Genomic DNA, 26,593 nt, shown 5'->3' with positions numbered 1-26,593 from the left:
CCCCACGCTCGGGGGCCGTCTCTCGGCGGGCGCGAAAAGCAGGTCGAGAACCACCCGCTCCCCCGCCCGCCCGGGGAGGTCATTGGGCCAGCACCACGCGTTGCGCTATACCGGGCGCCGCTCCATGGCCGACTCCAGCGCACCTCCCACCCCCCCGGAAACAGACGTGGTCGACGGCACCGTGCCCTCCCCCGCGCTGCAACGGCTGTGGTTCGCGCTGGAGCGCTCCGGCTGGGCCTTCCTCACCGTGGTCCCCGCGCACCCAGGCGCCCCGGCCCTGGAGGCCGCCATGGCCATCCTGGAGGCCGGCGCCCCCTACGTGGCCACGCAGAAGATCCACCTCGAGGACGCCACCGACATCTCCCCCGCCGAGGCCCCCCGCCGCGTCCTCGCCCTGCGCGAGCGCGTCGCGCGGGGTGAGCGCGTCGTGGCCGTCATCGACTCGGTCCTCACCCGCCCCGCCAGCCTGCCGCTCGCGCTCGCCGCCGACGGCGTCCTGCTGTGTGTCACCCTGGGTGAGACGGACTTCGGCGCCGCGCGCAAGACGCTGGAGTTCATCGGCTCCGAGCGCTTCGTGGGCAGCGTCACCTTTCCCCGGCTGAAGAAGAAGGGCCGGGCCTCGTCGTCCAGGAAGAAGAAGCCATGAGCCCTCCTTCGCCCTCCGACGCACCCTCCCCCCGCCTCAGCGTCGTCATCGCGACCTACAACCGGCTCCCCCTCATCACCCGCCTGCTGGAGCTGCTCGGCGCCCAGACGCTGCCTGCGGACCGGTTCGAGGTCGTCGTGGTGGACGACGGCTCCAAGGAGCCCGTCCGCGAGCCGCTCTCCGCCCTGAAGACGCCCTACGCCCTGCGCGTGGAGGTCCAGGCCAACGCGGGCGCCGCCGCCGCGCGCCACCGGGGCGTGCTCGCCGCGCGGGGTGACATCGTGCTCGTCACCGACGACGACATGCAGGTGGCGCCCGACTTCCTGGAGCGCCACCTGGCGCACCACCCGGAGGGCTCGCGCCACGTGGTGCTCGGCCGCATCCGGCCGGATCCGTCCATCGGCGACATGCCGCTGTTCGAGCGCTGGTACGCCTACCTCAACCACCGCATGGCCGAGGAGCTGTCCACCCCCGGCGCCCGCGTCCGCGGCAACCACCTGTTCACCGGCAACGTGTCCTTCCACCGCGCGGACTACGTGGGCGTGGGCGGCTTCGACAAGTCCCTGGGCCAGTCCGAGGACGTGGAGCTGGGCGTGCGCCTGGAGAAGGCCGGCTGCGCGTTCGTCTTCGCCAGCGACGCGTACGTGTTGCACGGCAGCGACCACGTCTCCTTCGAGCGCTGGCTCAAGCGCGCGCACCGCTACGGCATGTTCGACACGCAGGTGGCGCGCAAGCACCCGGAGGTGCGCGGCCTCAACCCGTGGCGCCTGCTGTTCGAGACCAATCCGCTGGCGCGCCCGCTGCTCGCCGCCACCCTCGTCGCGCCCGAGGCCACGCGCGTGCTGACGCGCACGGTGATGCGCGCCGCCCAGGCCGCGGACAAGCTGGGCCTGGAGAAGGCCGCCTTCGCCGGCACCTCCGTGGTGTACGGCATGGAGTACCTGCGCGGCGCGCGCAACGAGGCCGGGGGTTGGACGGGCATCGCGCGCGAGGTCGCCCGCTATCTGCAGGGGGGAAGCCGGTGAACATCATGAAGAACAAGCGGTCGATGATTGGCGCGCTCGTGTCGGACGCGCTGGAGCTGGCGCGGGCCGCCAACGGGGACGCGGGCGCGAAGTCCATCGCGCAGGTGGTGCTCACCAGCGACTCGTACCGCATCACCGCGCTCAACCGCGCCCGCGAGGCCGCGCTCGACTACCGCATCCCCCTGGTCAACCACGTGCTGCGCGTGGCGCAGACGGCGGTGATGGGGATTGAAATCGGCAAGGACGTGACGCTGGGCCGGGGCGTGTACTTCGTGCACAGCCTGGGCATCGTCATCGGCGGGGACGCGCGCATCGGCGACCGCGTGCGCTTCTACGGCAACAACACCGTGGGCACCGCCAAGGACAACGGCTACCCCGTCATCGAGGACGACGTGTGGATCGGCGCGGGCGCGCGCATCCTCGGGCCGGTGCGCATCGGCGCCCGCTCGCGCATCGGCGCCAACGCCGTGGTCCTCCAGGACGTCCCGCCGGACAGCGTGGCCGTGGGCATCCCCGCCCGCATCTTCCCTCGCAAGGACACGGACGACGTGGTGCTGTGACGCGGCAGCGGGGGTCCTCATCCTCAGGGAGGTCGGTGTGATGCGTGCGCGGAGGAAGGCTGGCGCGGCGGTGGCGACGTGCGCGCTGCTCGCCGGTGGCTCGATGGCGGTGGCCGGGGGGCTCGCGGAGGAGACACCCGCGCAGGCGCCGGCTTCGGACAAGGGCGCGGAGAAGAGCACCGCGCCGGTGGCGCTCTACGACGGGGGCCTGGCGGCCGGGTGGAACGACATCGGCTGGGCGCCGCGCGAGCTGCCCCGGGGCGCACCCGCGCGCATGCGCCTGTTCAACTACGGCGGCTGGATTCTGTACCGGCCCAAGCTGGAGGGCACCTTCGGCGCGCTGTCCTTGCGCTTCAGCGCGCCGGAGTCCTACGGCGAGTTCCTCGAGGTGCGGCTGGACGCGCAGGGCGCGGTGTCCTTCCCGCGCATCCCCGTGACGGCCGACCTGCAGGTCCGCAAGGACGGCGAGTGGACGGAGGTGCTCATCCCCATGGAGCAGCTCAACCCGCGCGGCGAGGTGTTCGACCGCGTGGTGCTGCGCGCGTCCAAGGACGTGGGGCGGGACTGGGTGCTCTTCGACAAGGTGGCGCTGGTGCCGCTGCCGCCGGACGTCGCCGCCGCGCTCGCCGCGGGTGGCGGGCGCACGGGCCGGGGCAGCGGGCGCGAGACGTCGATGACCATCGACTGCACCGCGCCGGGCCACCGCATCAGCCCGCTCATCTACGGCATCGCGATGGACGGCCTTCGCGAGAAGAAGGACCAGCACCAGTTCAAGATGGGCGCCACCACGCGCCGCTGGGGCGGCAACCCCACGTCCCGCTACAACTGGAAGCTGGGCGGCGCGTGGAACACGGCCAACGACTGGTTCTACCAGAACGTGGACATCGGGCTGAGCTACACGGACTTCCTCGACGCCAACACGAAGCACGGCATGCAGTCCGCGCTCACCGTGCCGCTGCTCGGCTGGGTGGCGAAGGACACGTCCTCCGTGGGCTTCCCGGTGTCGCGCTTCGGGCAGCAGAAGGGCGAGGACCGGGACGCGGGCAACGGCCTGACGCGTGACGGGACGCCGCTCAAGCCGCTGCCGCCGTCGCAGACCAGCACCGAGGCCCCGCCCGAGTTCGTCGCCGAGTGGGTCCGCGCCATCCGCGCGCGGGACAAGGCCCGGGGCGGCGAGCGCAGCGTGCACATGTACATCCTGGACAACGAGCCCATGCTCTGGAACTCGACCCACCGGGACGTGTTCCCCGAGCCGCTCGGCTACGACGGCCTGATGTCGCGGACCATCGCGTACGGCTCCGTGGTCCGGAAGGAGGACCCGGACGCGCTCATCGCGGGTCCCGCCGAGTGGGGCTGGACGAACTTCATGTGGTCCGCCGCGGACTTCGCCGCGGGCAAGTCGCCGCACTCGGACCGGCGCGCGCACGGCGACCTGCCGCTCCTGGCGTGGTACCTGCGACAGCTTCGCGACCACGAGAAGAAGACGGGCGTGCGCATCCTCGACGTGCTGGACGTGCACTTCTACCCGCAGTCCAACGTGGGCGTGGGGTTGGAGGGCAACACCGACCCGGACACGAACGCGCGGCGCATCCGCTCCACGCGCGCGCTGTGGGACCCCTCATACAAGGACGAGTCCTGGATTGGCGAGCCCGTGCGGCTGCTGCCCCGCCTCAAGGAGTGGATCGCCCAGAACTACCCGGGCCGGCGCATCTCCATCGGCGAGTACAACTTCGGCGCCTTCGGACACATGAGCGGCGGGCTCGCGCAGGCCGAGGCGCTGGGGCGCTTCGCGCAGGAAGACCTCTACTCCGCCTACTTCTGGCAGTACCCCACGAACGGCAGCCCGGTGTTCTGGGCGTTCCGAGCGTTCCGTGACTTCGACGGGCGCGGTGGGCACTTCCAGGACTACTGGGTGCCGGCGAAGGCGCAGGAGGGCACCAGCGTGTTCGCCTCGCGCGACGAGTCGGGGAAGAAGCTGGTGGCGGTGCTCTTGAACTTCGACCCGGACCAGGCCGCGCAGGCGCGGGTCGAATTGAAGGGGTGTGGGACGCTCGAGGGTGCGCGCGTGCTGGGGTACTCGGGCGCGCCGGGTGGTTTCCTCGAGCAGACGCCCGGAACGAAGACGGCGGGGACGCTGACGCAGCGGCTGCCGCCCTACTCCATGACAGTGCTTGATTTGACGGTGAAGAAGCCATGAGCGTTGCGACTCCGCAGACTCCCTCGTCGTCTTTCTCCACCGGCCGACCGCGCCTGCACATCGGCCAGCTCGCCATCGACCAGCTCTCCTTCGAGGACGCCGTGCAGCAGATCGGCCTCCTCGTGGACTCGCGCCAGGGGGGCTACGTGTTCACGGCCAACGTGGACCACGTGGTGCTCGCCGAGGACAACGTCCCGTTCCGCGAGGCGTATTCGCGGGCGAAGATTTCGGTGGTGGATGGGATGCCCATCGTCTGGGCGTCGCGGGCGCTGGACGTGCCGCTGCCCGAGCGCATCGCGGGCTCGGATTTGATCCTCCCGCTGATGAAGCTGGGCGCGGAGCGCAAGTGGCGCGTGTACCTGCTCGGCGCGGGCCCTGGCGTGGCGGAGAAGGTGGGGCGCATCGTCTCGGAGAAGTACGGCATCGAGGTGGTGGGCTGGGATTCGCCCATGGTGCGCACGGACGGAGGGGACGCGCAGAACGACCCCATCGTCGCGCGCATCCGAGAGAAGGACCCGCACCTGCTGCTCGTCGCGCTGGGCAGCCCGAAGCAGGAGGTGTGGATCGCGCAGGTGTCCGAGAAGCTGGGGCCCACGGTGGCCATCGGCATCGGCGCGGGGCTCGACTTCATCGCCGGGACGGTGAAGCGCGCGCCGCAGTGGATCTCCAACGCGGGCTTCGAGTGGCTCTACCGGTTGGCGAACGAACCCAAGCGCCTGTGGCGCCGGTACATCCTGAACGACTCGCGCTTCGCCACGATCCTCGCTCGCGAGTTCTGGCAGCGGACGGGTGGCAAGGGCGGGTAGCCACGGAGGGACGTCGGCCCCAAGGTGGATCCGCTCGGCCGACCCTCGCGGTCCATGCCCCCCGTCCTCGGCACTCCACGTCGTGGCGCGTGGGCCTACAGTCGGACCTGGAGGCGCACGCCTGGCTGGAGCCAGAAGTGCAAGGTCGTCTCTTCGACGCTCCCAGAGAAGATGTCCTGGCCGTTCAGTCGCAACGCAGACCAGAAGTACATCCCCACGGCCCCCGAGAAACAGGGGCCGACCCTCACCCTGTCGGCGAGCACGAGGTCGATGCCCGCCTGGAGGTTCAGGAGTTCGAGGCCGGACTCGGTCACGACGGACTTCCCGACATGGCCCTCGGACGTCGTCCTCAACCGCTCGTAGCCGACGCCCGCGCCCACCCAGGGAGACCAGAACGTCGCTGTGGGGAAGTGGTAGCCGAAGCCCACCCCCAACCTCAGCACTCCACCCCGGCAGTCCTCGTCCGTGCAGAGGGACGAATACCGACCCACGCCGTACTGTCCCTGGAGCTCCACCGCGAGGTTGGGCGTGAAGAAATAGGAGAGGTCCAGCTGGGGCGCGATGACACCGTCGATGCGACCCGCCATCGGGATGTCCATGCGAGCGTCGCCGCGAGGATGGCCGTACGAGAGCCGGGCACCCACGGCGAAGCCCGTGGCCTCGGGTGAAGCGTCAGGGGGCGAGGTCTCCTGCGCGGAGGCTGGCAACGCCAGGAGCGCGAGCAGCGGGAGCAGGAAACGGAAGGACTGGAGACGCCGGGGATTCAGGAGGAGTTCGGGCATGGATTGCCGCCGCAATGTGAAGCGCCCCCGACCAGGCATTCGCATTTCAGCCGATGACACAGCCATGCACAAGACCTCAATGGTCAGGTGAACACCGGCCAAAGAGATACGGGTGAGGCCTTGGAAGCGAGATCGCCCGAGGCCGCCTCAGAGCACCTTGCCCGGATTCAGGATGCCGAGCGGGTCCAGCGCGCTCTTGATGCTCCGGTGCAGCCGCATCCCTTCTTCACCGAGCTGACTCGCCATGAAGGGCTGCTTCAACGCGCCCACGCCGTGCTCGCCCGTAATCGTCCCGCCCAACGCCAGCGCCGCGCGCAGGATGTCGTCGAAGGCCGCCTGGGCCTTCTCACGCGCCGCCGCGTCGCTCCGGTCGAAGACCACCGTGGGGTGCATGTTCCCATCACCCGCGTGACCGAACGTGCCCACCAGCACGCCCCGCTCCGCGGCGATGCGCTCCACCGCCTCCAGCAACTCCGGGATGCGTGACAGCGGCACCCCCACGTCGTCCAACAACGTCGCCCCCTGCTTCTCCAGCGCCGGATACGCCAACCGTCGCGCCGTCAGCAGCAGCTCCCCCTCCGCCTCGTCCCCCGTGTGCGTGACGAACGTCGCGCCCGCCGCCTCGCACGCCGCCGCCATCGCTTCGATCTCCGCCACGCCCTGCTCGCCCCCCGCGTCCGAGCGCGCCAACAGGAACGCCGCCGCCTCCACGTCCAACCCCAGCGGCTTGTAGGCCTCCACCGCTCGGCACGTCGCCCGATCCATCAGCTCCAACATCGACGGCCGCGTGCGCGCCATGATGGACGTCACCGCCGCCCCCGCCCCCGTCAGCGTCGGAAACGTCGCCACCAGCGTCGTCGCCTTCGGCGGCCGGGGACGCAGCTTCAGCGTCGCCTCGGTGATGACGCCCAACGTGCCTTCCGACCCCACGAACAGCCGCGTCAGGTCGTAGCCCGCCACGTTCTTCACCGTGCGCCCGCCCGTCCGCACCACCGCCCCGTCCGCCAGCACCACCTCCAACCCCAACACCGCGTCCCCCGTGACGCCGTACTTCACGCAGCACAACCCGCCCGCGTTCGTCGCCAGGTTGCCTCCCAGGCTCGAGAACTCCCAGCTCGCCGGGTCCGGCGCGTACCAGAGCCCCTGCTCCGCCGCCGCCGCCTTCAACTCCGCGTTCAACACCCCGGGCTGCACCACCGCCAACATCCCCCGCGCATCCACCTCCAACACCCGGTTCATCCGCATCAGCGACAACACGATGCAGCCGTCCAGCGCGTTCGCCCCACCCGACAACCCCGACCCCGCCCCTCGCGCCACCACCGGGACCCGTCGCGCGGACGCGACGCGCAGCACCGCGCGCACGTCCTCCGTCGACGTCGCGCGCACCAGCGCCGAGGGCCGCCCGGACGGCGCCCACTCCGCCTGGTCCCTCCGGTGCGCCTCCAGCACATCCCCGTCCGTGACGAGCGCACCTTCCGGCAACACCGCCGCCAGCTCCCGCAACAGCGCTTCCGTCGTGCTCATCGCGGCTCCCTCCCCCACGGGCCTCGGACGTCTTCCCCAGCGACCACGACCGCGGGCCTGCTCATCCGCCGTCCACCCGCTACCGCCTCGCGCCGCACGGGTGCCCGCCCCACCGTCCGGCTCCGGTACGAAGTGGCTCCCGTGAGCGGGCCATCCGCCCGAGCCTCCGAAACCCTCCCACCGGCATGCGCTGCCTCTCCCCGTGACGCCCAGTCCGCGGAGGAGGCCAGCGCTCGCTGCGCCACGCTCGAGGCGTCCACGTCCACGTGAGGGACATCCACGCGGGGCTCCGGAGTCATCCTCACTGGCTGCGCCATGCTCAGCGCAGCCGCGTCAGCGCATGGCCCCTCCACCCGCGACTCCGACACCGGAGCATCGCGATGCACCGGGCGCGCCTCTTCCGCGTCGGCTCGCAGGGTGTCGGCCGGCGACTCCGACACCGCACCGGCACGCGGCACACCCTCCGCCGCTTCGTGCCCGTCGCTCACCGCCCCACCGCCGCGGCCGGAGCCACCACCGACCCCTCGTAGAAACCCTGGATGTGCTCGCGCAACCGCTGCGACACACCCTCCGCGTCGCCTCGCTCCACCGCGTCCAGCAGCGCCACGTGCTCCTCCGCGAGCCGGCGCATCACGCCAGGCCCCGCCGCACGCAGCGCCTCCAACAGGTGCCTCGACATCGCGTCGCGCATCGCCAGCATCACCAGGTGCATCGCCCGGTTGCCCGACGCCGCCACCAGCTCGATGTGGAAGCGCACGTCCGCCTCGTGGAACGCCTCCACCGTCACGTCCGGCCGGCACATCGCCTCCAGCGCCTGCCTCGCCGCGTCCAGCCGCCCCGGAGCCCCGCGCCGCGCCGCCCGCTCCAACGCCGCCGCCTCCACCACGCACCGCAGCTCCACCAGGTCCTCCAACGACGCCAGCCGCAGCCGCACCACGTGCGTCAGCGCCTCGCTCAGCAGCCCGCTCGCCGCCCGGGCCACCAGCCCCTTTCCCTTCCCCTCCACCAGCCCCTGCGCCTGCAACGCCCGCAGCGCCTCCCGGATGGAGGCCCGGCTCACCCCGAACTGCTCCGCCAGCTCCCGCTCCGGCGGCAACGCGTCCCCCACCGCCAACCCACCACTCAGGATGGCCTCGCGGATCCGCTCCGCCACCTGGAGATACAAGGGGTTACGAACCACCGCCTGGAAGGGTCGCGCTGAAACCATGCCTCACAGACTACCTGATTGACTGATGGTCAGACCAGGGATGACGATAGCCGGGCTGTCGATGGAGACCCGATTGGGAGGCAACCGACCATGGCGAAAATCCTGATTCTAGCGGGCGATGCGGCCGAATCCCTGGAGGTGATGTACCCGTACCAGCGACTCCTCGAGGAGGGCTACGAGGTCCACATCGCCGCGCCGTCGAAGAAGAAGCTCCAGTTCGTGGTGCACGACTTCGTCGACGGCTTCGACACCTACACCGAGAAGCCCGGCTACACGTGGCAGGCGGACCTCGCCTTCTCCCAGGTGAAGCCCTCCGACTACGTCGCGCTCGTCATCCCCGGCGGCCGCGCCCCCGAGTACATCCGCAACGACGCCGACTGTCAGCGCATCGTCCGGCACTTCTTCGAGAAGAACCAACCCGTGGCCCACATCTGCCACGGCCCGCTGCTGCTCACCGCCGCGGGGGTCCTCAAGGGCCGCAAGAGCGCCGCCTACCCCGCCCTGAAGCTCGACGTCCAAGGCTCCGGCGCGGAGTTCATCGACTCGGCCGCCGTCGTCGACGGGCAGATGGTCTCCGCCCGCGCCTGGCCCGACCATCCGGCCTGGATGCGCGAGTTCATGAAGATCCTCCGCGCCAAGGCCCCCGCGACCTGAGCGGCGCGACGTCACCGCGACGCCGAGGCGCTCACTTCCGAGCGCTCGGCGTCTTCCCCGCGTGAGCCGCGAGCTGCTGGCCGGAGGCCGCGCCCCGCCAGCCCTCCTCCAGCAGCCGCGCGAGCACGCTCCGCTCCACCTTCGCCAGCCGGACGAGCAGGTACTCCGGATAGCCGGCGTAGTGGTCCGTGATGAAGAAGGTCTCCGGCTCCGCGCGCGTGAGCACCTCGCGCGCCTCCGGGTCCACCTTCACCACGAGCGTCTCGCCGTCCTCCTTCAGCCGCGCGATGAACTTCTTGCGCACGCGGAAGGACGGCGTCCCGTAGGAGGACCCCTCCTCCATCCCCGGCAACGCGAGCGCGAGCGCCCTCACGTCCTCGAAGGTGAGGCCTCGCGAGGAGCCACCCGCCGCGCCGGAGTGGGAAGGCGCGGAGCCCTGCCTGTTCGCGCCGCCCCCGCTCTCCGCGGAACGCTTTCCGCGTCTCGTAGCGACATGCGCCGCACCGGGGCTCACGTTCCGATTCAGGCGCGTGGCGCCGGTTCGAGGCGCCTCACCGCTCTCGCCCCGCTTTGCGCTCGCGGCGAGACCGCCTCGCTTCACGCCCGTGGCACCCGTACGAGCCACCTTGCCACCCTGGCCGCGAGGCCGCGCTCCTGCACCACCGCCTCGCTTCACGCCCGACCGCTTCGTCTCACGCGGACTCATTCACCCCCCCGTCGCCCACCCGAGCGTGACGCGCATCGCATCCGACGCCAGGCCCACGAGACTTCCACGCATGACAGCGCCCCCCTTCGCGGGAACGCCGCGCATGCTAGCGCGCCCCCGCGCTCAGCGCGTCTGGCCGTCGTGCTTCTGCCGGGCGATGCGCCGGCTGAGCTGGTTCTGCTCGCGGTTGATCTGCGCCCGCTCCTGCGCGTCCAGGTGGCCGTCGTCGCGGCGCGCCTGACGGATGTCCCGCTGGATTTCGCGGTGCTTGCGCTCCAGCCGCAGCGCCTCGCGGCCCGTGAGTTCCCCGCTCTTCACGCCGTCGACGATGCGCGCCTGCTGGCTCACCTGCCGCCGATCCGCCTCCGCCGCGCTCGCCGGCATCGCCGTCATCAGCCCGAACCCCATCATCGCCACCGCCAGGATGTTCTTCTTCATGTCCGCCTCCGGTTCGCGCCGGCCACCGCCGGTCATCGCGTCTGGAGACATGAACCCGGGCCCCGCCCGGAAGTTGCGGGCCCGTGTTGTCGCGGGGTTGCGCACCCCACTGCTATCCTCCCACCCACACTCCATGGCCGAGGACGCCCCCACCCCACCCGCGAGGACGCCCCGCGACGAGGATGACGACTACGCCGTCTCCCTCCCCCGCCTCGTCGTCATCCGGCTGAGCATCCTCGTCATCGAGTTCGTGACACGCCTGGGCGACCTCGCCGTGCTCGCCCTCCGCCCCCGCCTGCTCGGCCCCTACCTGGGCCTGTGGCTGCGCGAGGTGCTCGTCTCCCCCTATCGCCTGAGGCGCTCCTTCGAGCTGATCCGCCTCCTCCAGGCCAGCGGCCAACGCTTCAACGAGCTGATGTATGGCGAAACGCCCGTGCACACCGCCCTCTGGCTCTTCCGCAAGGCCGGACTCGGCCCCGGCGGCAAGCTGCTGGACCTGGGCGCCGGACGCGGACGCACCCTGCTCGCCGCGCGCTGGCTGGGCGCCGAGGCCACCGGTATCGAGCTGCTCGACTTCCACGTCGCGCTCGCCGCGAAGCCCCTGGCGAAGACCGGCGCCCGGCTCGTCGCGGGGGACGCAAATTGCGTCGTTCTCCCGGACGCGACCCACGTCTTCCTCAACTGGACCGCCCTCTCCCCCGAGACCCGCGCGCGCCTCGTCACCCGCCTGCGCGCCTGTCCCCCCGGCACCCGCGTGCTCACCGTCACCCGCCCCATCCAGTTGGAGAGCTTCGTCGTCCTCTCGCGCCACCACGTCCTCTTCACCTGGGGCCTCGAACACGTGTGGCTCCACGAGCACCAGCCCCACCCCGATACCAAGGTTTGAGATTTGAGAAGCAATCACACCTGCCCGGGGCACGAGCACATCCGACTCCGCGGTGGCTTCCGCTCACGGCGGCTCCATGCCTACGCTCGACGGCGCATGCCGGTCGCGCGCGTGGCCTCGGAGGAAGGGGCTCGGCGCGTCGCCGGAAGATTCCAGCGCCTGGCCCCCCCGGGCCCGGGCACACACAGGAGCGGTTTCAGATGAAGGCTTGGATGGCGGCGGCAGTGCTTGCGGTGTCCCTGGTCGGCTGTGGCAACTCGCGTGAGCTGACCCGCGCCAAGGCGGAGGCGAACATCGCGCGCTCGGACACCAAGAAGCTGCAGTCGGAGAACGAGGCCCTGAAGGAGAAGGTCACCGGGCTCGAGCTCGAGCTGGCCTCCATGACGAAGGAGCGCGACGAGCTGAAGGCCGCCGCCGAGGAGGCCGCGCAGCAGCCGGCCGTCGTCCCCGCCTCCGGCAAGAAGCGCAAGAAGTAGGTCCGGTCCCACGGGAAGCACGCCGATGACCGGGACGCGCACGACGGCGGTCCATGTCCACGAAGGCTGTGACGTGTACGTGGGCCGCGCCTTCCGCGCGTGGGCGAAGCCGAGCCCCACCAACCCCGTGCCCGGTCGCTTCGGCAACCCGTTCAAGCCCGGGGGCGTGGGCACCCCCGGCGCCATGCTGAAGGCCTACTTCGCCCCCTGGCTCACCGCGCTCCCCGAGCCCGAGCAGCAGCGCGTCCGCGACGAGGCCCTGCGCCGCATGGGGCCGGACGTGGACGCCTTCGAGTCCTACCGCTGGTACCTGGAGCTGCGCGCGCGCCACGACCCGACCTGGCGCGACGCCGTGCTGTCCCTGCGCGGCAAGCGCCTGGGCTGCTGGTGCAAGCCGGGCCCCTGCCACGCGGACGTGCTGGCCACCTGGGTGGACGCGCACGCCGCATAGCCGGGCGCCACGTCGCGCCTCACCCCGACCGGGACCAGGCGTCGCGGCCCACCCGCTCGCGGATCCGCGCCACCGCGTCCCGGTAGGCCCGCTGGGCCAGCCCGTTCGAGCGCAGGTCACCTCCCGCCGCCTCCGCCCGGCGCAGCGCCGCCCGCGCCTCCTGCGCGCCCGACACCCGCGCGGCGCGCATCGCCTCCGCCAGGCCCTTCAGCAGCTTCAACAGCGGCTCGTCGGGCGGAGCCTCCAGCCCCTCCAGCGCCTCGTCCAGCGCCCGCTGGGAGCCGCCCAGCGCCAGCAGGAAGGCACCCCACACGCGCAGGCTCGGCCGGGCGTGGTCCTCCGGCAGGCCCAGCCCGCGCTCCACGGCGTCCTCGGCCTCCTGCGTGTTGCCCAGCAGGTAGCCCAGCACCGTGACGTTGAGCAGCATCCACGGGCGCAGCTCGCGCACCGGGTACTCCCGCCAGTCGCTCATCCAGCGCCACGCCCAGCCCATCCACCCCATCTGCATCAGCGCGTAGCCCATGGCGCCCCAGAGGCGGACGTGGCGCCGCAGCAGGCCGCCGTGCATCCAGAGGAACAGCGGCATCAGGAAGACGCGGTGGAGCTCACCCAGCCGCTCCACGTACGCGCCCACCGCCTCCACCGCGCTGGCGCGCGAATCGAGCAACCCCCGCAGGCGGCCCCACACCCGCCACGCCAACGGCCGCTCCGCCTGACGCGTCCCCCAGTGCCGGGCCAGGGACTGGGGCAGCTCGCCCTCGCGCTCGTGGACCGCCAGCTCCACCGCCGAGTCCAGCGCGGACGTCCACCCCCGCTCCTTCACCACCTGCTTCGCGACGGAGAGCGGCCACCCGTTGTCGTCATCGAGCGTGAACACCATCCGCTTCAGGTGCACGCCCGCGGCCCGGGCATCTCCGCGCGCGGCGGCCAGTTGCAGGTGGCGCGCCTCGAACAGGGCCTCGTCGCAGAGCCCCTTCGCGCGCTCCAGCTCGGTGGCCGCCTCGTCCAGCCGGCGGTGCTTCAACAGCAGGTCGAAGGCCTTCAGCGACGGGATGCCACGCCGGGGCGCCAGCTCCCGCGCGAGCGCCCAGGCGGCCAGCGCGCCCTCCACGTCGCCCGCCCGCGCCCGCGCGTCTCCCATCCGCTCGCGCAGCGACGGGGACTCCGGACGCTGCGCCACCAGCGCCTCCAGCGCCCGGAGGTTCACCGCCGCGTCCTGGAGGGACTCGCCCCACTCCGCCAGCTGCGACCAGCCCCAGAGATAATCCGGGGACAGCTCGACCACCGTCGTCATGTCGCGGATGGCGGCGCGCAGGTCGCCGCGCTGGGCCAGCACCCAGGCCGCGCGGCCTCGCAGCGACGGCGGTGGGTTGCCGCCGTAGATGGCCGGCGAGCACGCCGCCAGCGCCTCCTCGTGACGCCCCGCCGCACACAACATCCGGGCCCGCGAGTCATGCGCGTCCGCCATGCGCGGCGCCGACTCCAGGACGGAGTCCAGCAGCGACAACCGCTCCGCCAGCGAGTCCTCGCCCTCCTGCAACTCCAGCAGCTCCGCCAGCTTCCACCGCGCCGCGACGGGGTTGTCGGGGCGCGCCGTCAGCTCGCGCGCCAGCGCCACGGCCTCCGGGAGCCGCCCCGCCTCCTCCGACCACTCCACCATCCGCTCCCAGCCCCAGCCATAGGCCACGTCCAGGCGCAGCGCCTGGGTGAGGTACGCGAGCGCCTCGTCCGGCGCGTCGGAGCGCCACATCAGCTCCGCCAGGAAGCCCAGCACCGTGCCGTCCAGCGGGTTCTCCCGCCGCAGCCGCTCCAGCACCGCGCGCGCCTCGTCCTTCTCGCCCTGGCGCTCCAGCAGCTCCGACAGCTCGCACGTCGGCCGCGCCCACCCGGGCGACAGCCGACACGCCCGCTCCAGCGCCGCGCGCTCCCCGGCGGCCTCCTTGCGCGCCCGGTGCACCAACGCCCGCTCCAGCCACAGCTGCCCCAGCAGCGGGAAGTGCGCGGTGGCCCGCTCCGCCAACGCCAGGGCCTCGTCCTTGCGGCCCTCCCTCGGCAGGTGACGCAGCCGCGCCACCCACACGTCCTTCGACTCGGGCCTGCGCGTCAGCAGCGCCTCGAGCCACGCCCCCAGCTCCTCCGGCGAATAGACCTGGCGGCCGTACTCCTCCACCACGAGCACCGTCTCGTCGATGACGGGCGCGTGCGCCAGCGTCTCCCGCACGAAGTCGAGCGACGCCCTGCGCTCGGCGGCCGTGGTCGCCAGCTCCAGCAGCGCCGCCGTCGCCGGGGGCGAGGGCAGCAGCGTCAGCGACTGGCGATAGGCCGCCGCGGCCTCGTCGCCCCGGCCCTCCGCTTCGAGCACCCGGCCCCGCGCGAAGGAGAGCGACGCGCTGCGCGGCTCCAGCAGCGCCACGCGGTCCAGCACCGCCAGCGCCTCCTCCCGGCGCCCCTCGCCCACCAGCAGCCGGGAGTGCTCGCGCAGCGCCCAGGGGTCGTCCGGGTGGACGGCCAGCATCGCCGCCACCGCGGCCGGGAGCGTCCCCGCGTCGTACTCCCGCGCCCACTGGACGCGCAGGCGCAAGAGGCCGTGGTGGTGCGGAAAGCGCGCGCAGGCCGTCTCCAGCCGCGCGCGCGCCGCCGGCACGCCCTTCAGCGCGGTGAGCAGGCGCACCCGCTCGGCGTGCGCGTCCTGCGCCAGCGGCTCCAGGATGAGCAGCAACTCCCATTCGATCAGCGCCGCCTCGAGCTCCCCTCGCGACGAGGCCAGCATGGCCGACGCGCGGAGCCAGGCCCCTTCCCGGACGTGGCGGGACGACTCCAGGAGCCGCTTCGCCTCCTCCGCCTGACCGAAGCGCGCGTGGAGCTGCGCCGTGAAGAGGGTCAGCTCCCCATCCTCGGGTCTCAGCGCGCGGGCGCGCTCCAGCACGGCGAACGCCTCCGCCGTCTGGTCCAGCTCCTCTCGCGCGCGGCACAGCGTCTGGGCGGGCCCCGCGTTGAGCGCCCCCAGCCGCTGGAAGCGGTCCGTCAGGAAGGCCAGCGCCCGCGCCGTGTCCCCCTGCGACTGGGCCGCGAGGAAGTAGCTCCAGGCGTGGCCCTCGTTCGTGTCCTCCAGGCAGGCCGCGGCGCGGTAGAGCCCGAGCGCCTCCGCGCGGCGCTGCTGCGTCCAGCGCAGGTTGGCCAGGGAGCGGTACGCGGGCGCGAAGGTGGAGTGGACGCGCAGGGTGCGCAGCAGCAGCCACTCGGCCTCCGCCTCGTGACGCGCGTCCGACAACAGGTCCGCCGCGAGCGAGTGCCAGATGAGCGGATGTGTCCGGGGCCCCCGCGCGCGCTCGCGCAGCACCGACAGGCGCTCCTCGCCCCGCCCCAGCTCCCCCAGGTGGCCCAGCCACGCGAGCAGGTAGTTGAGGTCGTCGGGATGGGCCGCGCGCAGGCCCTCGAGGGCGGCCAGCGCGTCCGGCGAGCTGTCGTCGTACGCGGCCACCGCGCGGCGGGACTCCCACACCAGCCGGTGGTCCGGCGCGACGCGCGCCATGGACTCGACGATGGCCAGCGCCTCCGCGCGCTCGTTGTCCACGAGCGCCGCGTCCATCCGGTGCACGTCGTCGTAGAGCGCGGCCTCCGGCAGCTCGATGGCGTCCAGCCGCGCCGCCTCCGCCAGGGGCACCATGGCCATGCCGCGCGGCCCACAGGACGCGAAGTGCACGAGCGACGCGTCGGTGTCGAACTCCACCAGGTGCGGCGTGGAGGGGTCCCTCACGAGCAGCGTCCCGCGCCGCTCGTCGTAGCCCACCACGGCCTGGAGGTGCGCGCTGCCCGGGGCGCGCGTGGTGAGGGTGAACGCGATGCCGGCGTCCAGCAGGGCGCGGGCGCTCTCCCAGGTGACGCGGAACTCGCGCACGTGCCAGCCCGTCGTCGCCGCCCAGTGGCGCTCCTGGTAGGCCGGGGTGCCGTCGTAGCAGATGGCCTCCGCCACCTGCAGGTGCGCCACGGGCACGTTCCACAGCGCCGCCACGGAGACGAGCGTCGCGGGCGCGCACGTCTTGTGGTGCTGGCGCACGAAGCGCACGGGCAGCAGGACGCGGCGGCCCTCCGGACGGGCCTCCAGCCGACGGGCCACGTTCGCGTGGAAGGGAGAGCCGCTCACCCACGCCAGGTCCAGGGCCAGCGCCACGTCGCCCCGGAGGTACGCCGTGTCGGAGCGCATCGCGGCCAGCATCCCGAAGGTCTTCGCGTCCAGCATCGGGGCCAGCACGAGCGCCCGCTCCCACTGCGCCCAGGCCTCGTCGTGCAGCCCCCGCTCACCCAGCATCAGCGCGAGCCGCCCCGACACCGAGGACACCTCCAGCGTCGCCGACGCCTCCCGCAGGAACGCCAGCGCCTCCTCGTCGCGGCCCAGCTCCGTCAGCAGGTCCGCCAGCGTCTGCACCGCCGGGCGGTACCACGGCCGCAGCGCCAGGGCCCGCCGACAGGCCTCCAGCGCCTCCTCGCGCCGGTCCTGCTCCTCCAACAGGTGGGAGTGCATGACGTGGCACCAGGGATGACGGGGCGCGAGCGCCAGCGCCTCCCTCACCCACCGCCCCGCGTCCTCGAAGTCGCGCAGGGCGATGAGGCACTCGGCCCGGCAGAGCAGCAGGTCCGCGCGCAGCTCCACGGACGCCGTCTCCAGGTCCACCGGGCCGTCGAGGAACGCCAGCGTCGGCAGCGGCCCGCGGCGCTTGAGCATCAGCGACGCGAAGTAGTACCGGACCTCCGGATCCCGAGGAGCCTCGCGCCAGGCGAGGGTCCACTGCAGCCGCGACGCGCGCACCGCGCCCAGGTGGTGCAGGAGCCGCCCCGCGAGGACCCGCGCCCGCGTCCCCGTCCACCGCGCCATGGGCACGCCCCCCTGCGTCCGCTGGAACGCCTGGAGGTACAGCCCCCGCTCGTAGAGGTCTCGCACCGCGTCGAGCAGTTCGGGGGTCGGCGAAGAAGCGGTCGGGGAGGGCGCGAGCGGGAGGAGCACGGAGGAGGAGTCAGCGGCCGGAACCTGGAGGCGCATGGCTCAAGGCGGACGCCACGCGAGATGCCCCCTGACAGTGACACGCCGGGGTCCCCGCCTCCACCCACCCCGCGCCTGGATCCGACGTGTCGACGTCGGCGGACCGACGTGTCGACACGGTGTGTCCCGCCCTTCGACGACGGGGTTCCCCCTCGGAGACCCAGGAGGTTCCCTCACGGCACGCTCGCTGCACTGACCCTCCGACGACGCGCGAGGCCATCCAGGCCTCGCACCGAACCCCCGTACCCGAGGAGCCCACCATGCCGAACGTTTCCCTCGACAAGCCCACCCAGCAGACGAAGGCCCCGCAGGACACGGAGAGCCTCACCGCCACCCTCGTCAACCAGACGTCGGGGGACCTGGTGCTGGTCAACTCCTCCACCGACGAGCAGTGGTCCATCCCCCCGCCGAGCGTCATCGCCTCGGGCCAGTCCGGCCAGTTCAGCAGCCCCGGGGACTTCAGCAACCCCTCCGCGGGCTCCGTCACCTACAAGGCCGTCGCGGTGAACGACACCACCTTCACCCTCCAGTGGACCATCCCCTCCGTGGGCCCCAACAACATCAACTGGCAGACGAGCCCGGGGCTGACCGCGAAGGAGTCCGGCTCGCTGAGCGGCTGGAACCTCTCCGCCTCGTGGTTCATCAGCGCAGGCTGAGCGCTCGACGGTGGGGACACCGTCCCGCGCTCCGGGCTGGACTAGAGTCGCCGACAGGCTCGCCATGTCCCCCTCGCTCGCCGATGTCTCCACCGCCGCCGTGCCGCCGAAGCGGACGGGGGGCCCCCAGGGGCCTCGCCTCGTCCCGGCCCTGACCGTCATCTCCCATCCGCTGCCCCGGCGCGTGGGGGAACGGCTGATGCTCGACGCGCTGCCCGCGGGCCGCGAGGTGGCCCTGTCGCGCAACGGGCCGGACTTCACCCGCCCCGGCGCCGCGCTGGGCCAACCCCTGAACGACCCGTTCATCAGCCGCAAGCCCCTGGTGCTCTCCCAGGGTTCGCGGCCCGGCGCGGTGCGACTGGCGAACACCGACGGGGGCACGCAGGTCTCCGTCGCGGGCTCGGCGCTCCAGGGCGTCTGGGAGTTGTCGGAGGACGAGGTGGTCTCCGGCGTGCCCCTCGAACTGGGCGAGCGCGTGGTGGTGCTGCTGCACACGCTGGAGCCGGACGCGACGACCCCCACGCACGACGCGCTGGGCATGGTGGGCGAGAGCACCGCCGTGCGGCGCCTGCGACAACACCTCGAGCGCGTGGCGGACCTCGACGTGTCCGTGCTCATCCGGGGCGAGACGGGCACGGGCAAGGAGCGCGTGGCCCAGGCCATCCACCAGCGCAGCCGGCGCCGCGCCGGCCCCTTCGTCAGCGTCAACCTGGGCGCCATCCCCAAGGAGCTCGCCGCCGCGGAGCTGTTCGGTTCACAGAAGGGCGCGTACACGGGCGCCACGCAGAGCCGCGAGGGCTTCTTCCGCGCCGCGCACGGCGGCACGTTGTTCCTCGACGAGGTCGGCGAGGCGCCGCCCGAGGTGCAGGTCATGCTGCTGCGCGTGCTGGAGACGGCGGAGGTGTACCCCGTCGGAGGCACCGCGCCCGTGAAGGTGGACGTGCGGCTGCTGGCCGCGACGGACGCGGACCTCGAGGAGCGCATCCGCGACGAGCGCTTCCGGGCGCCACTGCTGCACCGGCTCGCGGGCTACGACCTGCGCGTCCCGCCCCTGCGCGAGCGACGGGAGGACATCGGCCGCCTCTTCTTCCACTTCGCCCGCGAGGAGCTGTCCGCCCTGGGCGAGGCCCACCACCTGGACAACGACGACGCCTGGGCGGAGCCCTGGTTGCCCGCGTCGCTCGCGGTGCGCCTCGTGCGCTTCGGGTGGCCCGGCAACGTCCGCCAACTGCGCAACCTGGCGCGGCAGCTGGTCATCGGCAGCCGGGGACAGCCCCGACTGCACGCGGAGCCCCGACTCGAGCAGGAGCTGGCCGTGGCCGCGGGCCCACCGGGGCAGCCCGTGTCCGGCGCCACGCCCACGAGCCCCGTCACGACCTCCGTCGCCGAGCACGGGACCGAGACGCACGGTGGTCCGACGCCCCGACGCAAGGCCTCGCAGGTGACGGAGCAGGAGCTGCTCGCCGCGCTGCGCGCCAACGACTGGGACTTGAAGGCCTCCGCGGACGCGCTGGGGATTCCGCGACCGTCGCTCTACGACCTCATCGAGAGGAGCCCCCACCTGCGCACCGCGGGCGACCTGAGCCCGGAGGAGATTGCGCGCGCCTTCGAGGTCCACGCGGGCGACCTGGAGGCCATGTCCCGCCAGCTCGAGGTGTCACGGCGCGCGCTCGGGCGGCGGCTGAAGGAGCTGGGGCTGACGCCTCGCGAGTAGCACGCGGGCATCGGGTCCCACGGGTGCGTGCGCGGATGCTCGCGTGGCACGAGCCGTGCTCTACCCCGAGGGTCATTCGAGCCGTTCGGAGGGTGTGCACATGCGGAATGGAATCAGGGTCGTGGGGATGTTGCTCGTGGCGGGCGCGGTGGCCTGTGCGACGCGGGTGCGCGAGACGCCAGCCGCCGAGGTCGCGCAGGACGACCCCTGCGCGGTGGGGACCTGTCCAGGTGACGCGGGCACCTGCCTGGACCTGTCCGTCAACGCCGACGACCAGGGCAAGCACTTCAGCCCCGCGCCCGGCAAGAAGGGCTGGACGATGTGCTCGGGACAGGGCCTCGCGCTGAACTCGCTGGTGGACAAGGGCCTGTGCGTCGACCTGCGCGCCGTCCAGCACCTCGCGGATGGAGGCACCACGCTCACCGGGAGCATCGCGAGCAACGGCAACTGGCAGGACCTGGGCCTCCCCTCGGGCATGTACTGCCTCAGCGTCTGCACGAACAAGGACGGGGACTGCTCGCAGGGCTGCAAGGAGGCGGACTGCTCCGAGCAGGACGAGGAGACCATCCGCGGCAACCTCGACGTCGTCACCAAGGTCCCCGACCCGCACGAGGCACGCCGCTGACGGATGGGCGTCCGTGTCATCGCATTGGAGGGCCTCCGGCGGGCTCGCGGTGACTGGAGCGGTCCTCGAACGGTCCGTTCAGCTCCAGGAAGAGGGCCGCTCGGACAGCCCGTGCGCGGGGCCAGGCCGCTCGCCGTGACAGCGCCATGTCCGCGAAGTCCAGCCCGCGCCGCCACGTCTCCTCGGTCTTCTCCGGAGCCTGGCGCTTCCCCCACTTCAGCAGGAGGCGCGCAATCGCCAGGGGATGCTCGGGCTGGGCGGGCTCCAGCTCCATCGCCCGGCGATAGGCGGTCATCGCCTCACCGAAGACCTCTGGACGTGTCTCCCGGGAGGTGAGCGCCCGGAGCGCGTGGAGGTCCCCCAACAGGTGCCAGACCTGCGCGGAGTTCGGATTCAGGGAGTCCGCATGGAGGGCGTGGCGGAGGGCCTCGGCCAGCGTGGGGCCGGGCGTCCCCGTCCGCGCCGCCACGGCCTCCGCCTCCGCGAGGAGCGCGGCCGACAGGTTCACCCAGGGCTGCGCCAGGCCAGGGATGTGCACCAGCGCCTCCTCCAGGGCGGTCCGGGCCGCTCGCACCTCCGCGCTCGGAGACTCGCCTTGCACCACGAGCACGCTCGCATGCCACGCGTGGACCTCGCCCAGGTTGTTCTGCGCGAAGCCCTGCGCCGGCGCGATGCGGGCGGCCTCCCGGAAGGACTGGAGCGCGGACGTCAGCAGCGGTTCGGGGGATACGCCTCGCTCCCAGTTCGCCTTCGCCTGCTCGAACAACGCCGTCCCCACGCCGTTGTGGAGCGGAGGCAGCGCCGGATTCAGCGCGAGCCCCTGACGATAGGCGGCCAGCGCCGCCTCCAGCACCGGGCGCGGATCCTCCCCCGAGTCCCGCAGCCTCGCCCCCCGCGCCAGGTGCGCCTCGCCCAGGTAGAACCACGCCGCGACGTGGCCCGGGTTGATGGAGCGGGCGCGCTCCAGCGCCTCCACCGCGCGCGTCAGGTCCGCGTCCGCTTCCGGTGCCTGGGGATGCCCGGCGCGGGACAGCAGGTCGGTGCCCAGGTTGAGCCAGCCCTCCAACCGGGTGGCATCCAGCGCGATGGCCCGCTCACTGGCCTCGATGGCGCGCCCCCGGAGCGCGAGCGATTCACCACCGGTGCCCTCCTCGTGGTCGGCCCCGATGCGGAAGACCTGCCCGGAGTCCGAGTGGAAGTCGTAGTCACGGGCGTCCTCGGGGACGCGCGCGAAGGACTTCTCGGCCTCGAGCAACAGGTCGCGTGGATTCAGCCCCTCCTCCTGCCGGTGCCGGGCGGCCTGCGACGCGATGACGGCGCGCTCGTGGTGGAGGCGGGGCATGTCGGGCGCCAGCAGCAGCGCGCGGTCCACCGACGCCATCGCCTGTTCCAACAGTGACGAGACCTCGCTTCCCCGTCGGGACCGGTGCTCCGCCTGACGACGGAGGAAGCCCGCCTGGAGTTCGAGCGCCTCCGCGTCGTCCGAGGACAACTCGAGCGCCATGGCCACGGCCCGCATGCCGCGCTCCAGGGGCGCCTCCGCGTCGCCCTGGCCATAGAGGGCGATGAGCGACGCCCAGGCCTCCAGGCGCGCCAGCGCCCGGTACACGGCGGGCACGCTGCGGCCCACGTCCGTCGCCTGGGCATACGCGGCGCGTCCCGCGTCGAGGTCCACGAGCGCCCCTTCTCGGTCCCCGGTGTTCCAGCGGCGAGCGCCTCGCGCCACCAGGATGTCGCCGAGCAACAGCGGCGCCTCGTGGAACCAGGGACGCCGTGTCTTCAGGGCGGTCAGCCTCGCTCGCGCCTCCTCGGGTCGGTCCTCCAGGAAGTCGAGCAGCGCGGCGACGTACTCCGGGTCGGACACTTCCGCGTGCCCGACCCGGCGGAGGAAATCCCGAGCCGGGTCCCGGTAGAGCCGGACCACCTCTGCGAGATGAGCGTCGCGCGCCTTCGCGTCCCGCTGTCGCTCCGCGACCAGTCGCTCTCGCTGGTAGAGCTGCCCCAGCGAGAGGCCCAGCGCATACGCGACGCGAGGCGATGTGTCACCCGCGCGCCACGCCACCTCCAGATGTCCTCTCGCCGCGTCCACGTCATCCAACGCGAGGAAGCCTCGGCCCAGGGCGTACTGGCCAGGCCCCTCCGCCTCCGGGCCCACCTCGCGCATGGCTGCCTCGATGTCGCGCATGCGCGCGCGCAAGGACTCACGGTCCTCGCGCAGGTCGTGACGAGGTGCCGCGCCGGACAGACGGGCCTGCGCGTCCATTCGCTCCACCTGCTCGGTGAAGCGCCGAGCGAGGGCCTCGCGCGCGGCGACCTCGCGACGCGCGTGGACGGCCTGCCCCATCGCGAGCCCCACCACGAGCAACCCCGCCGTGCCCACGACCACGGGACGACGGTGCCGCCGCAGCCACCTGCGCGCGCGGTAGCCGAACCCGGTGCGCGCGAGCACGGGCGCGCCGTCGAGGAAGCGCGAGAGGTCCTCCGCCAGCTCCCTCGCAGAGCCGTAGCGCGCGGAGCGGTCCTTCTCGAGGCACTTGAGGGTGATGGCCTCCAGGTCCACGGGGATGTCGCGGTCGAGAGCGCGCGGCGGCCGGGGCTCCACCGTGGCGATGTTGCCGAGCACCTCCAGGCCATTGCCTCCGGGAATCGGAGGCTGTCCGGTGAGCAGGGCATAGAGCGTGGCGCCGAGGCTGTAGACATCCGCGCGTCGGTCCAGCCGGGCCACCTCACCTCGGGCCTGCTCGGGCGACATGTAGTGAGGCGTCCCGAGCACCGTGCCGGTGGCCGTGACGCCCTCCTTCCAGTCGCGCGCCAGACCGAAGTCCATGACGAAGGGTGACAGCACGCCCTCCGCTGAACGCTCCACGAGGATGTTGGCGGGCTTGATGTCGCGATGGACGAGCCCCGCGCGGTGGGCGGCGTGTACGCCCTCCGCCGCCTCGCGAACCAGGAGGACCTTCTGCTCCAGGCTGAGCGAGGCGGCCAGCGCCCCGAGCGACACCCCGTCCACGTAGCGCATGGCGATGAAGGCGCGCCCCTGGACCTCGCCCACCTCGTACACCTCGCAGACACGCGGGTGCGCCACCCGGGCCTGCGCGCGGGCCTCGGCGACGAAGCGCCGGCTCAACTCCGGCTCGTCGCCGCGCACGAACTTGAGCGCCACGTGACGACGCAGACCTGGGTCCCACGTGAGGAACACGCGCCCCATGCCCCCCTGCCCGAGGAAGCGCACCGGCTGGTAGCGCTCCCAACCTGGGACGGGGAACGGAGGTTCGGCGGTGGCGGCCTCGCCCGCGTCCGATACCGGGGGTGGACGCACGACACCTGTCTCGTGGTCCGGAGACGCCTCGCGAGGCAGAGTGCCGGGCTCCCGCCCACGCTGGAGCTTCGCGTCGGCGTTATCGACTTCGTCCGTCGCTTGCGCCGGAGCAGCCTCGCGAGGCAGAGTGCCGGGCTCCCGCCCACGTTGGAGCTTCGCGTCGGCGTTATCGACTTCGTCCGTCGCTTGCGCCGGAGCAGCCTCGCGAGGCGACGCGCCGGACGCTTGCCTGCGTCGGGCTTTCGCGTCGGCGTTATCGACTTCATCCGGCTCCTGCGCCGGAGAAGCCTCGCGAGGCGGCGCGCCGGGCTTCTGCTCGCGTCGGGCTTTCGCGCTGGCACGAGCGGCCCCCTCCTCCGTCACGCCCACCCCACGCGCGCCCCGGTGCACATCCACCTCGGGAGGGGACATCACCGCGTCCCCCGGCCTCAACAACCGGAGCGCCGACACATACGTGTCTTCGGACAACCGCCCCCGCGCGCGCAGCAAGTCGAGCGGACGGAGCCCCATGCGCGCCGCGTCCTCGCGAAGCGCCTGCGCCTCCTCGCGGGACACCAGCCCTTCGGCCAGCGCGTGACGCAGCTCGTTCTCGTCTTGCTCGCTCAACGAGGGGCGCTCCTCTCCACGTCAGCCACGCACGGAGCGTAGCCAGCCCCCCGGCCCCACCGGAACCCCACCCCGCCTCACACCGGGATGTCCTGCCACGGACGGATGCGCAGCTCCTGGCGGAACAGCTCGATGACCGCGTCCATCTCCCAGTGCGTCTTCGTGTCCCGCAGCGCATCCAGGTACAGGCACCGCCGCGCCACCGCCCCCAGGTCGAAGGCCCAGTACATGCTCATCAACGGGTTGATCCACAGCGTGCTGCCCCGCGTGCGCTCCGTGCGGTGCACGTCGCCATATGCCCCCTCCAGCGCCGACACCACCGACAGCGACACGATGCTGGGCGCGTGCGGCATCCGCTGGCACACGTACGTCACCGCTTCCTTGAACAGCGCCGCCTCCGGCATGGGCTCCAACAGCGCCGTGACGCCCAGGTACGCCCCCGCCTGGCTCAGCGCCGCGACGGACTCCAGGAAGTGCGCGTGGCACACGCCATGGTACCGGTCCACGCCGAACCCCAGGCACACCACCAGCTTGTCGCGCACCTTCAACGAATGCACCGCGCCCAGGCTCGCGATGTCCTCGTGCGGCGTGCCCAGCCCCGCCTCGTCCCCACGCATCAGGATGTCCGTGCCACCGTCCACCAACACCACCGTGTCGAAGTCCAGGAGCGCGCGCAGCGCCGCGTAGGCCTTGCGCACCGGCGCCATCCCCGTGCGCTCGAGGCAATACACCGGCACCTGCTCGCCACGAGACGCGAACCACTGGGACAAGAGTCCCTCCGGGAAGTAGTTCGCGGGCCCCGCCGTCGTCGCGTCCACACGCACCACGCCCGGCGCCACCGGCTCCGCGTCCACCCGCCCCAGGTCCGTGAAGCTCAGGTTGGCCAGCGACACCTTCTTCCCCTGCTCACGCAGCCGGAAGTACAGCGGCAGGCCGCTGAACACGTCGAAGCCACCACCTCCTCCGGCGATGAGCACATGGCGAGCCGGCGCGAGCCGCTCGAACAAGGGGGACGTAGACAAGTCCACGCTGCAGTCCTTTCACACGACGCCGGGACACGGCGGCACCCGGCCATCCGGGTATATAGCGTCGCCATGCCCACCCTCATCCTGACCGCCCGCGACATGCGCGGCCTCTACACCGTCGACCTCGGCCTGGAGGCCGTCGAGCGCGCCTTCCGCGCCCACGGCCGCGGCGAGTCGCTCATGCCGCCCAAGGTCTACCTGTCCCTCCCCAAGTACGACGGCGACTTCCGCGCAATGCCCGCCTACCTGGACGGCGCCGCGGGCGTGAAGTGGGTCAACGCCCATCCCCAGAACCCCAAGAAGCACCAGCTGCCCACCGTCCGCGCGCTCTACATCCTCAGCGACCCGGACACCGCCTCGCCCCTGGCCATCCTCGACGGCACCCTGCTCACCGCGTGGCGCACCGGCTGCGCCGGCGGCGTCGCCTCCCGGTTCCTCGCCCGGCCCCAGCCGCGCACGCTCGGCCTCGTCGGCTGCGGCGTCCAGGCCCGCGTCCTCATCGACGCGCACCGCGCCATCTACGGCGAGCTGGAGCTGCTCCTCGCCGACACCTCCGAGGCCGCCGCCAAGGCCCTCCAGGCCGAGAAGGGCGGCCGCGTCGTCAGCCTCCAGGAGGCCTCCGGCGCGGACATCGTCTGCACCTCCACCCCCTCGCGCACCCCCGTCGTGAAGCGCGAGTGGCTCACGGCCGGCGCCCACATCAACGCCATGGGCGCGGACGCCCCCGGCAAGCAGGAGCTGGACGCGCGCATCCTCACCGAGGGCCGCGTCTTCATCGACGACACCGAACAGGCCCACCACTCCGGCGAGGTCAACGTCCCCCTCCACGACGGGCTGCTGCGCGCGGACCAGATTGCCGGCACGCTCGGCGAGGTCGTCGCCGGCCTCCAGCCCGGCCGCACGGGCAACGAGGTCACCGTCTTCGATTCGACCGGACTCGCCGTGCAGGACCTCGCACTCGCGCGCGCCCTGTACGACAGGGCTCGCGCCCAGAGTGTTGGACAGACACTCGACATCGTCGGCGGATGAGCCATCCCCGCTTCCAGCCGCAACGGACGCGTCACGCGCGTGGGGGTCACATAAAACCCCGTTATCACTGAATCTGTCCGAATTTCGGCTACTGGACAGTTTCAATGAGATCGGAGTATTTCATCTCCACGCGCTGCCTGGGGGGACGCTTTTCATCACGTGGAAACACCCTTTCGGACCGGGAACCCTGGATTTCCCCGGCCCAAGAGGGCCGTCTTGCATC

21 protein-coding genes are annotated in these 26,593 nt (G+C 72.3%); 13 read left to right on the top strand and 8 right to left on the bottom strand.

Annotated features, from left to right (window positions below; all coding sequences use genetic code 11):
• Positions 1 to 166 precede the first annotated feature (166 nt).
• Genes LZ198_RS29530 through epsA form a run of 5 tightly spaced genes read left to right on the top strand, consistent with a single transcriptional unit; the run spans position 167 to position 5,234 of the window.
• On the top strand, positions 167 to 646 hold the full coding sequence (locus tag LZ198_RS29530; protein WP_253975439.1) for a hypothetical protein: 480 nt from the start codon (positions 167 to 169) through the stop codon (positions 644 to 646).
• The gene (epsD, locus tag LZ198_RS29525; RefSeq protein ID WP_253975438.1) at positions 643 to 1,671 is read left to right on the top strand and encodes an exopolysaccharide biosynthesis glycosyltransferase EpsD; all 1,029 of its coding nucleotides are present in this window, start codon (positions 643 to 645) and stop codon (positions 1,669 to 1,671) included. The genes LZ198_RS29530 and epsD overlap by 4 nt, the downstream gene beginning before the upstream one ends.
• 5 nt (positions 1,672 to 1,676) lie before the next feature.
• Positions 1,677 to 2,231 carry a serine O-acetyltransferase EpsC gene (gene epsC, locus LZ198_RS29520; protein ID WP_256560003.1) on the top strand — a complete coding sequence of 185 codons (555 nt, stop codon included), beginning with the start codon at positions 1,677 to 1,679 and terminating at the stop codon, positions 2,229 to 2,231.
• A 40-nt stretch (positions 2,232 to 2,271) separates the two neighbouring features.
• Positions 2,272 to 4,428 carry a GH44 family glycoside hydrolase EpsB gene (epsB, locus tag LZ198_RS29515; RefSeq protein WP_253975437.1) on the top strand — a complete coding sequence of 719 codons (2,157 nt, stop codon included), beginning with the start codon at positions 2,272 to 2,274 and terminating at the stop codon, positions 4,426 to 4,428.
• Complete coding sequence (epsA, locus tag LZ198_RS29510) at positions 4,425 to 5,234, top strand: exopolysaccharide biosynthesis glycosyltransferase EpsA (protein WP_253975436.1); 810 nt, start codon at positions 4,425 to 4,427, stop codon at positions 5,232 to 5,234. The genes epsB and epsA overlap by 4 nt, the downstream gene beginning before the upstream one ends.
• A gap of 95 nt (positions 5,235 to 5,329) precedes the next feature.
• Here epsA and LZ198_RS29505 read toward each other — a convergent pair whose 3' ends face one another.
• From LZ198_RS29505 to LZ198_RS29495, 3 genes are all read right to left on the bottom strand, one after another.
• Positions 5,330 to 6,016, bottom strand: coding sequence for an outer membrane beta-barrel protein (locus LZ198_RS29505; RefSeq protein WP_253975435.1), 687 nt, complete (start codon positions 6,014 to 6,016; stop codon positions 5,330 to 5,332).
• Between the two features lie 147 nt (positions 6,017 to 6,163).
• Positions 6,164 to 7,540 (bottom strand): FAD-binding oxidoreductase, encoded by a 1,377-nt coding sequence (locus LZ198_RS29500; protein ID WP_253975434.1) that lies wholly within the window; start codon positions 7,538 to 7,540, stop codon positions 6,164 to 6,166.
• Positions 7,541 to 8,024: 484 nt separating this feature from the next.
• Positions 8,025 to 8,747, bottom strand: a complete 723-nt coding sequence (locus tag LZ198_RS29495) for a FadR/GntR family transcriptional regulator (RefSeq protein ID WP_253975433.1) — start codon at positions 8,745 to 8,747, stop codon at positions 8,025 to 8,027.
• Between the two features lie 90 nt (positions 8,748 to 8,837).
• Between LZ198_RS29495 and LZ198_RS29490 the strand changes: the two genes are divergently transcribed.
• A complete protein-coding gene (locus tag LZ198_RS29490; RefSeq protein WP_253975432.1) occupies positions 8,838 to 9,401 on the top strand; it encodes a DJ-1/PfpI family protein in 564 nt (187 codons plus the stop codon).
• A gap of 31 nt (positions 9,402 to 9,432) precedes the next feature.
• Here the strand turns inward: LZ198_RS29490 and LZ198_RS29485 are convergent, their stop codons facing one another.
• Positions 9,433 to 9,774: an MmcQ/YjbR family DNA-binding protein gene (locus LZ198_RS29485; protein ID WP_253975431.1), complete on the bottom strand. Its 342-nt coding sequence runs from the start codon at positions 9,772 to 9,774 to the stop codon at positions 9,433 to 9,435.
• A gap of 456 nt (positions 9,775 to 10,230) precedes the next feature.
• Positions 10,231 to 10,545: a hypothetical protein gene (locus LZ198_RS29480; RefSeq protein ID WP_253975430.1), complete on the bottom strand. Its 315-nt coding sequence runs from the start codon at positions 10,543 to 10,545 to the stop codon at positions 10,231 to 10,233.
• Between the two features lie 133 nt (positions 10,546 to 10,678).
• Between LZ198_RS29480 and LZ198_RS29475 the strand changes: the two genes are divergently transcribed.
• The 3 genes from LZ198_RS29475 (at position 10,679) to LZ198_RS29465 (ending at position 12,358) form a co-directional block, all read left to right on the top strand.
• Positions 10,679 to 11,431: an SAM-dependent methyltransferase gene (locus LZ198_RS29475; RefSeq protein ID WP_253975429.1), complete on the top strand. Its 753-nt coding sequence runs from the start codon at positions 10,679 to 10,681 to the stop codon at positions 11,429 to 11,431.
• Positions 11,432 to 11,631: 200 nt separating this feature from the next.
• Complete coding sequence (locus LZ198_RS29470) at positions 11,632 to 11,907, top strand: putative periplasmic lipoprotein (protein ID WP_253975428.1); 276 nt, start codon at positions 11,632 to 11,634, stop codon at positions 11,905 to 11,907.
• A 25-nt stretch (positions 11,908 to 11,932) separates the two neighbouring features.
• Entirely contained in the window at positions 11,933 to 12,358 is a 426-nt protein-coding gene (locus LZ198_RS29465; RefSeq protein WP_253975427.1) for a DUF4326 domain-containing protein, read from the top strand.
• A 19-nt stretch (positions 12,359 to 12,377) separates the two neighbouring features.
• On the opposite strand, the gene LZ198_RS29460 is transcribed toward LZ198_RS29465, so the two are convergent.
• A complete protein-coding gene (locus LZ198_RS29460; RefSeq protein WP_253975426.1) occupies positions 12,378 to 17,396 on the bottom strand; it encodes a tetratricopeptide repeat protein in 5,019 nt (1,672 codons plus the stop codon).
• Positions 17,397 to 17,656: 260 nt separating this feature from the next.
• On the opposite strand from LZ198_RS29460, the gene LZ198_RS29455 reads away from it, so the two are divergent.
• The 3 genes from LZ198_RS29455 to LZ198_RS29445 all read left to right on the top strand — a co-directional run bounded on the left by LZ198_RS29455 (position 17,657) and on the right by LZ198_RS29445 (position 20,391).
• Positions 17,657 to 18,052 carry a hypothetical protein gene (locus LZ198_RS29455; RefSeq protein WP_253975425.1) on the top strand — a complete coding sequence of 132 codons (396 nt, stop codon included), beginning with the start codon at positions 17,657 to 17,659 and terminating at the stop codon, positions 18,050 to 18,052.
• A 64-nt stretch (positions 18,053 to 18,116) separates the two neighbouring features.
• Positions 18,117 to 19,766 (top strand): sigma 54-interacting transcriptional regulator, encoded by a 1,650-nt coding sequence (locus LZ198_RS29450; protein WP_253975424.1) that lies wholly within the window; start codon positions 18,117 to 18,119, stop codon positions 19,764 to 19,766.
• 100 nt (positions 19,767 to 19,866) lie between these two features.
• Complete coding sequence (locus LZ198_RS29445) at positions 19,867 to 20,391, top strand: hypothetical protein (protein ID WP_253975423.1); 525 nt, start codon at positions 19,867 to 19,869, stop codon at positions 20,389 to 20,391.
• Between the two features lie 16 nt (positions 20,392 to 20,407).
• Here the strand turns inward: LZ198_RS29445 and LZ198_RS29440 are convergent, their stop codons facing one another.
• Entirely contained in the window at positions 20,408 to 24,316 is a 3,909-nt protein-coding gene (locus LZ198_RS29440) for a protein kinase domain-containing protein (RefSeq protein WP_253975422.1), read from the bottom strand.
• A 77-nt stretch (positions 24,317 to 24,393) separates the two neighbouring features.
• Positions 24,394 to 25,344: a DUF1152 domain-containing protein gene (locus LZ198_RS29435; protein WP_253975421.1), complete on the bottom strand. Its 951-nt coding sequence runs from the start codon at positions 25,342 to 25,344 to the stop codon at positions 24,394 to 24,396.
• Between the two features lie 66 nt (positions 25,345 to 25,410).
• Between LZ198_RS29435 and LZ198_RS29430 the strand changes: the two genes are divergently transcribed.
• On the top strand, positions 25,411 to 26,370 hold the full coding sequence (locus LZ198_RS29430; protein WP_253975420.1) for an ornithine cyclodeaminase family protein: 960 nt from the start codon (positions 25,411 to 25,413) through the stop codon (positions 26,368 to 26,370).
• Positions 26,371 to 26,593 lie beyond the last annotated feature (223 nt).

Source organism: Myxococcus dinghuensis (assembly GCF_024198235.1).
Lineage (GTDB): Bacteria > Myxococcota > Myxococcia > Myxococcales > Myxococcaceae > Myxococcus > Myxococcus dinghuensis.
Note: the sequence above shows the minus strand (reverse complement) of the source record. Positions and strands in the feature narration are given on the sequence as shown.

What these genes read in the sequence shown, in the direction of transcription:
- epsD (WP_253975438.1), top strand. Translation starts at nt 643, where the DNA reads ATGAGCCCTCCTTCGCCCTCCGACGCACCCTCCCCCCGCCTCAGCGTC.
- LZ198_RS29500 (WP_253975434.1), bottom strand. Translation starts at nt 7,540, where the DNA reads ATGAGCACGACGGAAGCGCTGTTGCGGGAGCTGGCGGCGGTGTTGCCG.
- LZ198_RS29460 (WP_253975426.1), bottom strand. Translation starts at nt 17,396, where the DNA reads ATGCGCCTCCAGGTTCCGGCCGCTGACTCCTCCTCCGTGCTCCTCCCG.
- LZ198_RS29450 (WP_253975424.1), top strand. Translation starts at nt 18,117, where the DNA reads ATGTCCCCCTCGCTCGCCGATGTCTCCACCGCCGCCGTGCCGCCGAAG.
- LZ198_RS29465 (WP_253975427.1), top strand. Translation starts at nt 11,933, where the DNA reads ATGACCGGGACGCGCACGACGGCGGTCCATGTCCACGAAGGCTGTGAC.
- LZ198_RS29455 (WP_253975425.1), top strand. Translation starts at nt 17,657, where the DNA reads ATGCCGAACGTTTCCCTCGACAAGCCCACCCAGCAGACGAAGGCCCCG.
- LZ198_RS29505 (WP_253975435.1), bottom strand. Translation starts at nt 6,016, where the DNA reads ATGCCCGAACTCCTCCTGAATCCCCGGCGTCTCCAGTCCTTCCGTTTC.
- LZ198_RS29430 (WP_253975420.1), top strand. Translation starts at nt 25,411, where the DNA reads ATGCCCACCCTCATCCTGACCGCCCGCGACATGCGCGGCCTCTACACC.
- LZ198_RS29475 (WP_253975429.1), top strand. Translation starts at nt 10,679, where the DNA reads ATGGCCGAGGACGCCCCCACCCCACCCGCGAGGACGCCCCGCGACGAG.
- LZ198_RS29495 (WP_253975433.1), bottom strand. Translation starts at nt 8,747, where the DNA reads ATGGTTTCAGCGCGACCCTTCCAGGCGGTGGTTCGTAACCCCTTGTAT.
- LZ198_RS29480 (WP_253975430.1), bottom strand. Translation starts at nt 10,545, where the DNA reads ATGAAGAAGAACATCCTGGCGGTGGCGATGATGGGGTTCGGGCTGATG.
- epsC (WP_256560003.1), top strand. Translation starts at nt 1,677, where the DNA reads ATGAAGAACAAGCGGTCGATGATTGGCGCGCTCGTGTCGGACGCGCTG.
- LZ198_RS29470 (WP_253975428.1), top strand. Translation starts at nt 11,632, where the DNA reads ATGAAGGCTTGGATGGCGGCGGCAGTGCTTGCGGTGTCCCTGGTCGGC.
- epsB (WP_253975437.1), top strand. Translation starts at nt 2,272, where the DNA reads ATGCGTGCGCGGAGGAAGGCTGGCGCGGCGGTGGCGACGTGCGCGCTG.
- epsA (WP_253975436.1), top strand. Translation starts at nt 4,425, where the DNA reads ATGAGCGTTGCGACTCCGCAGACTCCCTCGTCGTCTTTCTCCACCGGC.
- LZ198_RS29445 (WP_253975423.1), top strand. Translation starts at nt 19,867, where the DNA reads ATGCGGAATGGAATCAGGGTCGTGGGGATGTTGCTCGTGGCGGGCGCG.
- LZ198_RS29490 (WP_253975432.1), top strand. Translation starts at nt 8,838, where the DNA reads ATGGCGAAAATCCTGATTCTAGCGGGCGATGCGGCCGAATCCCTGGAG.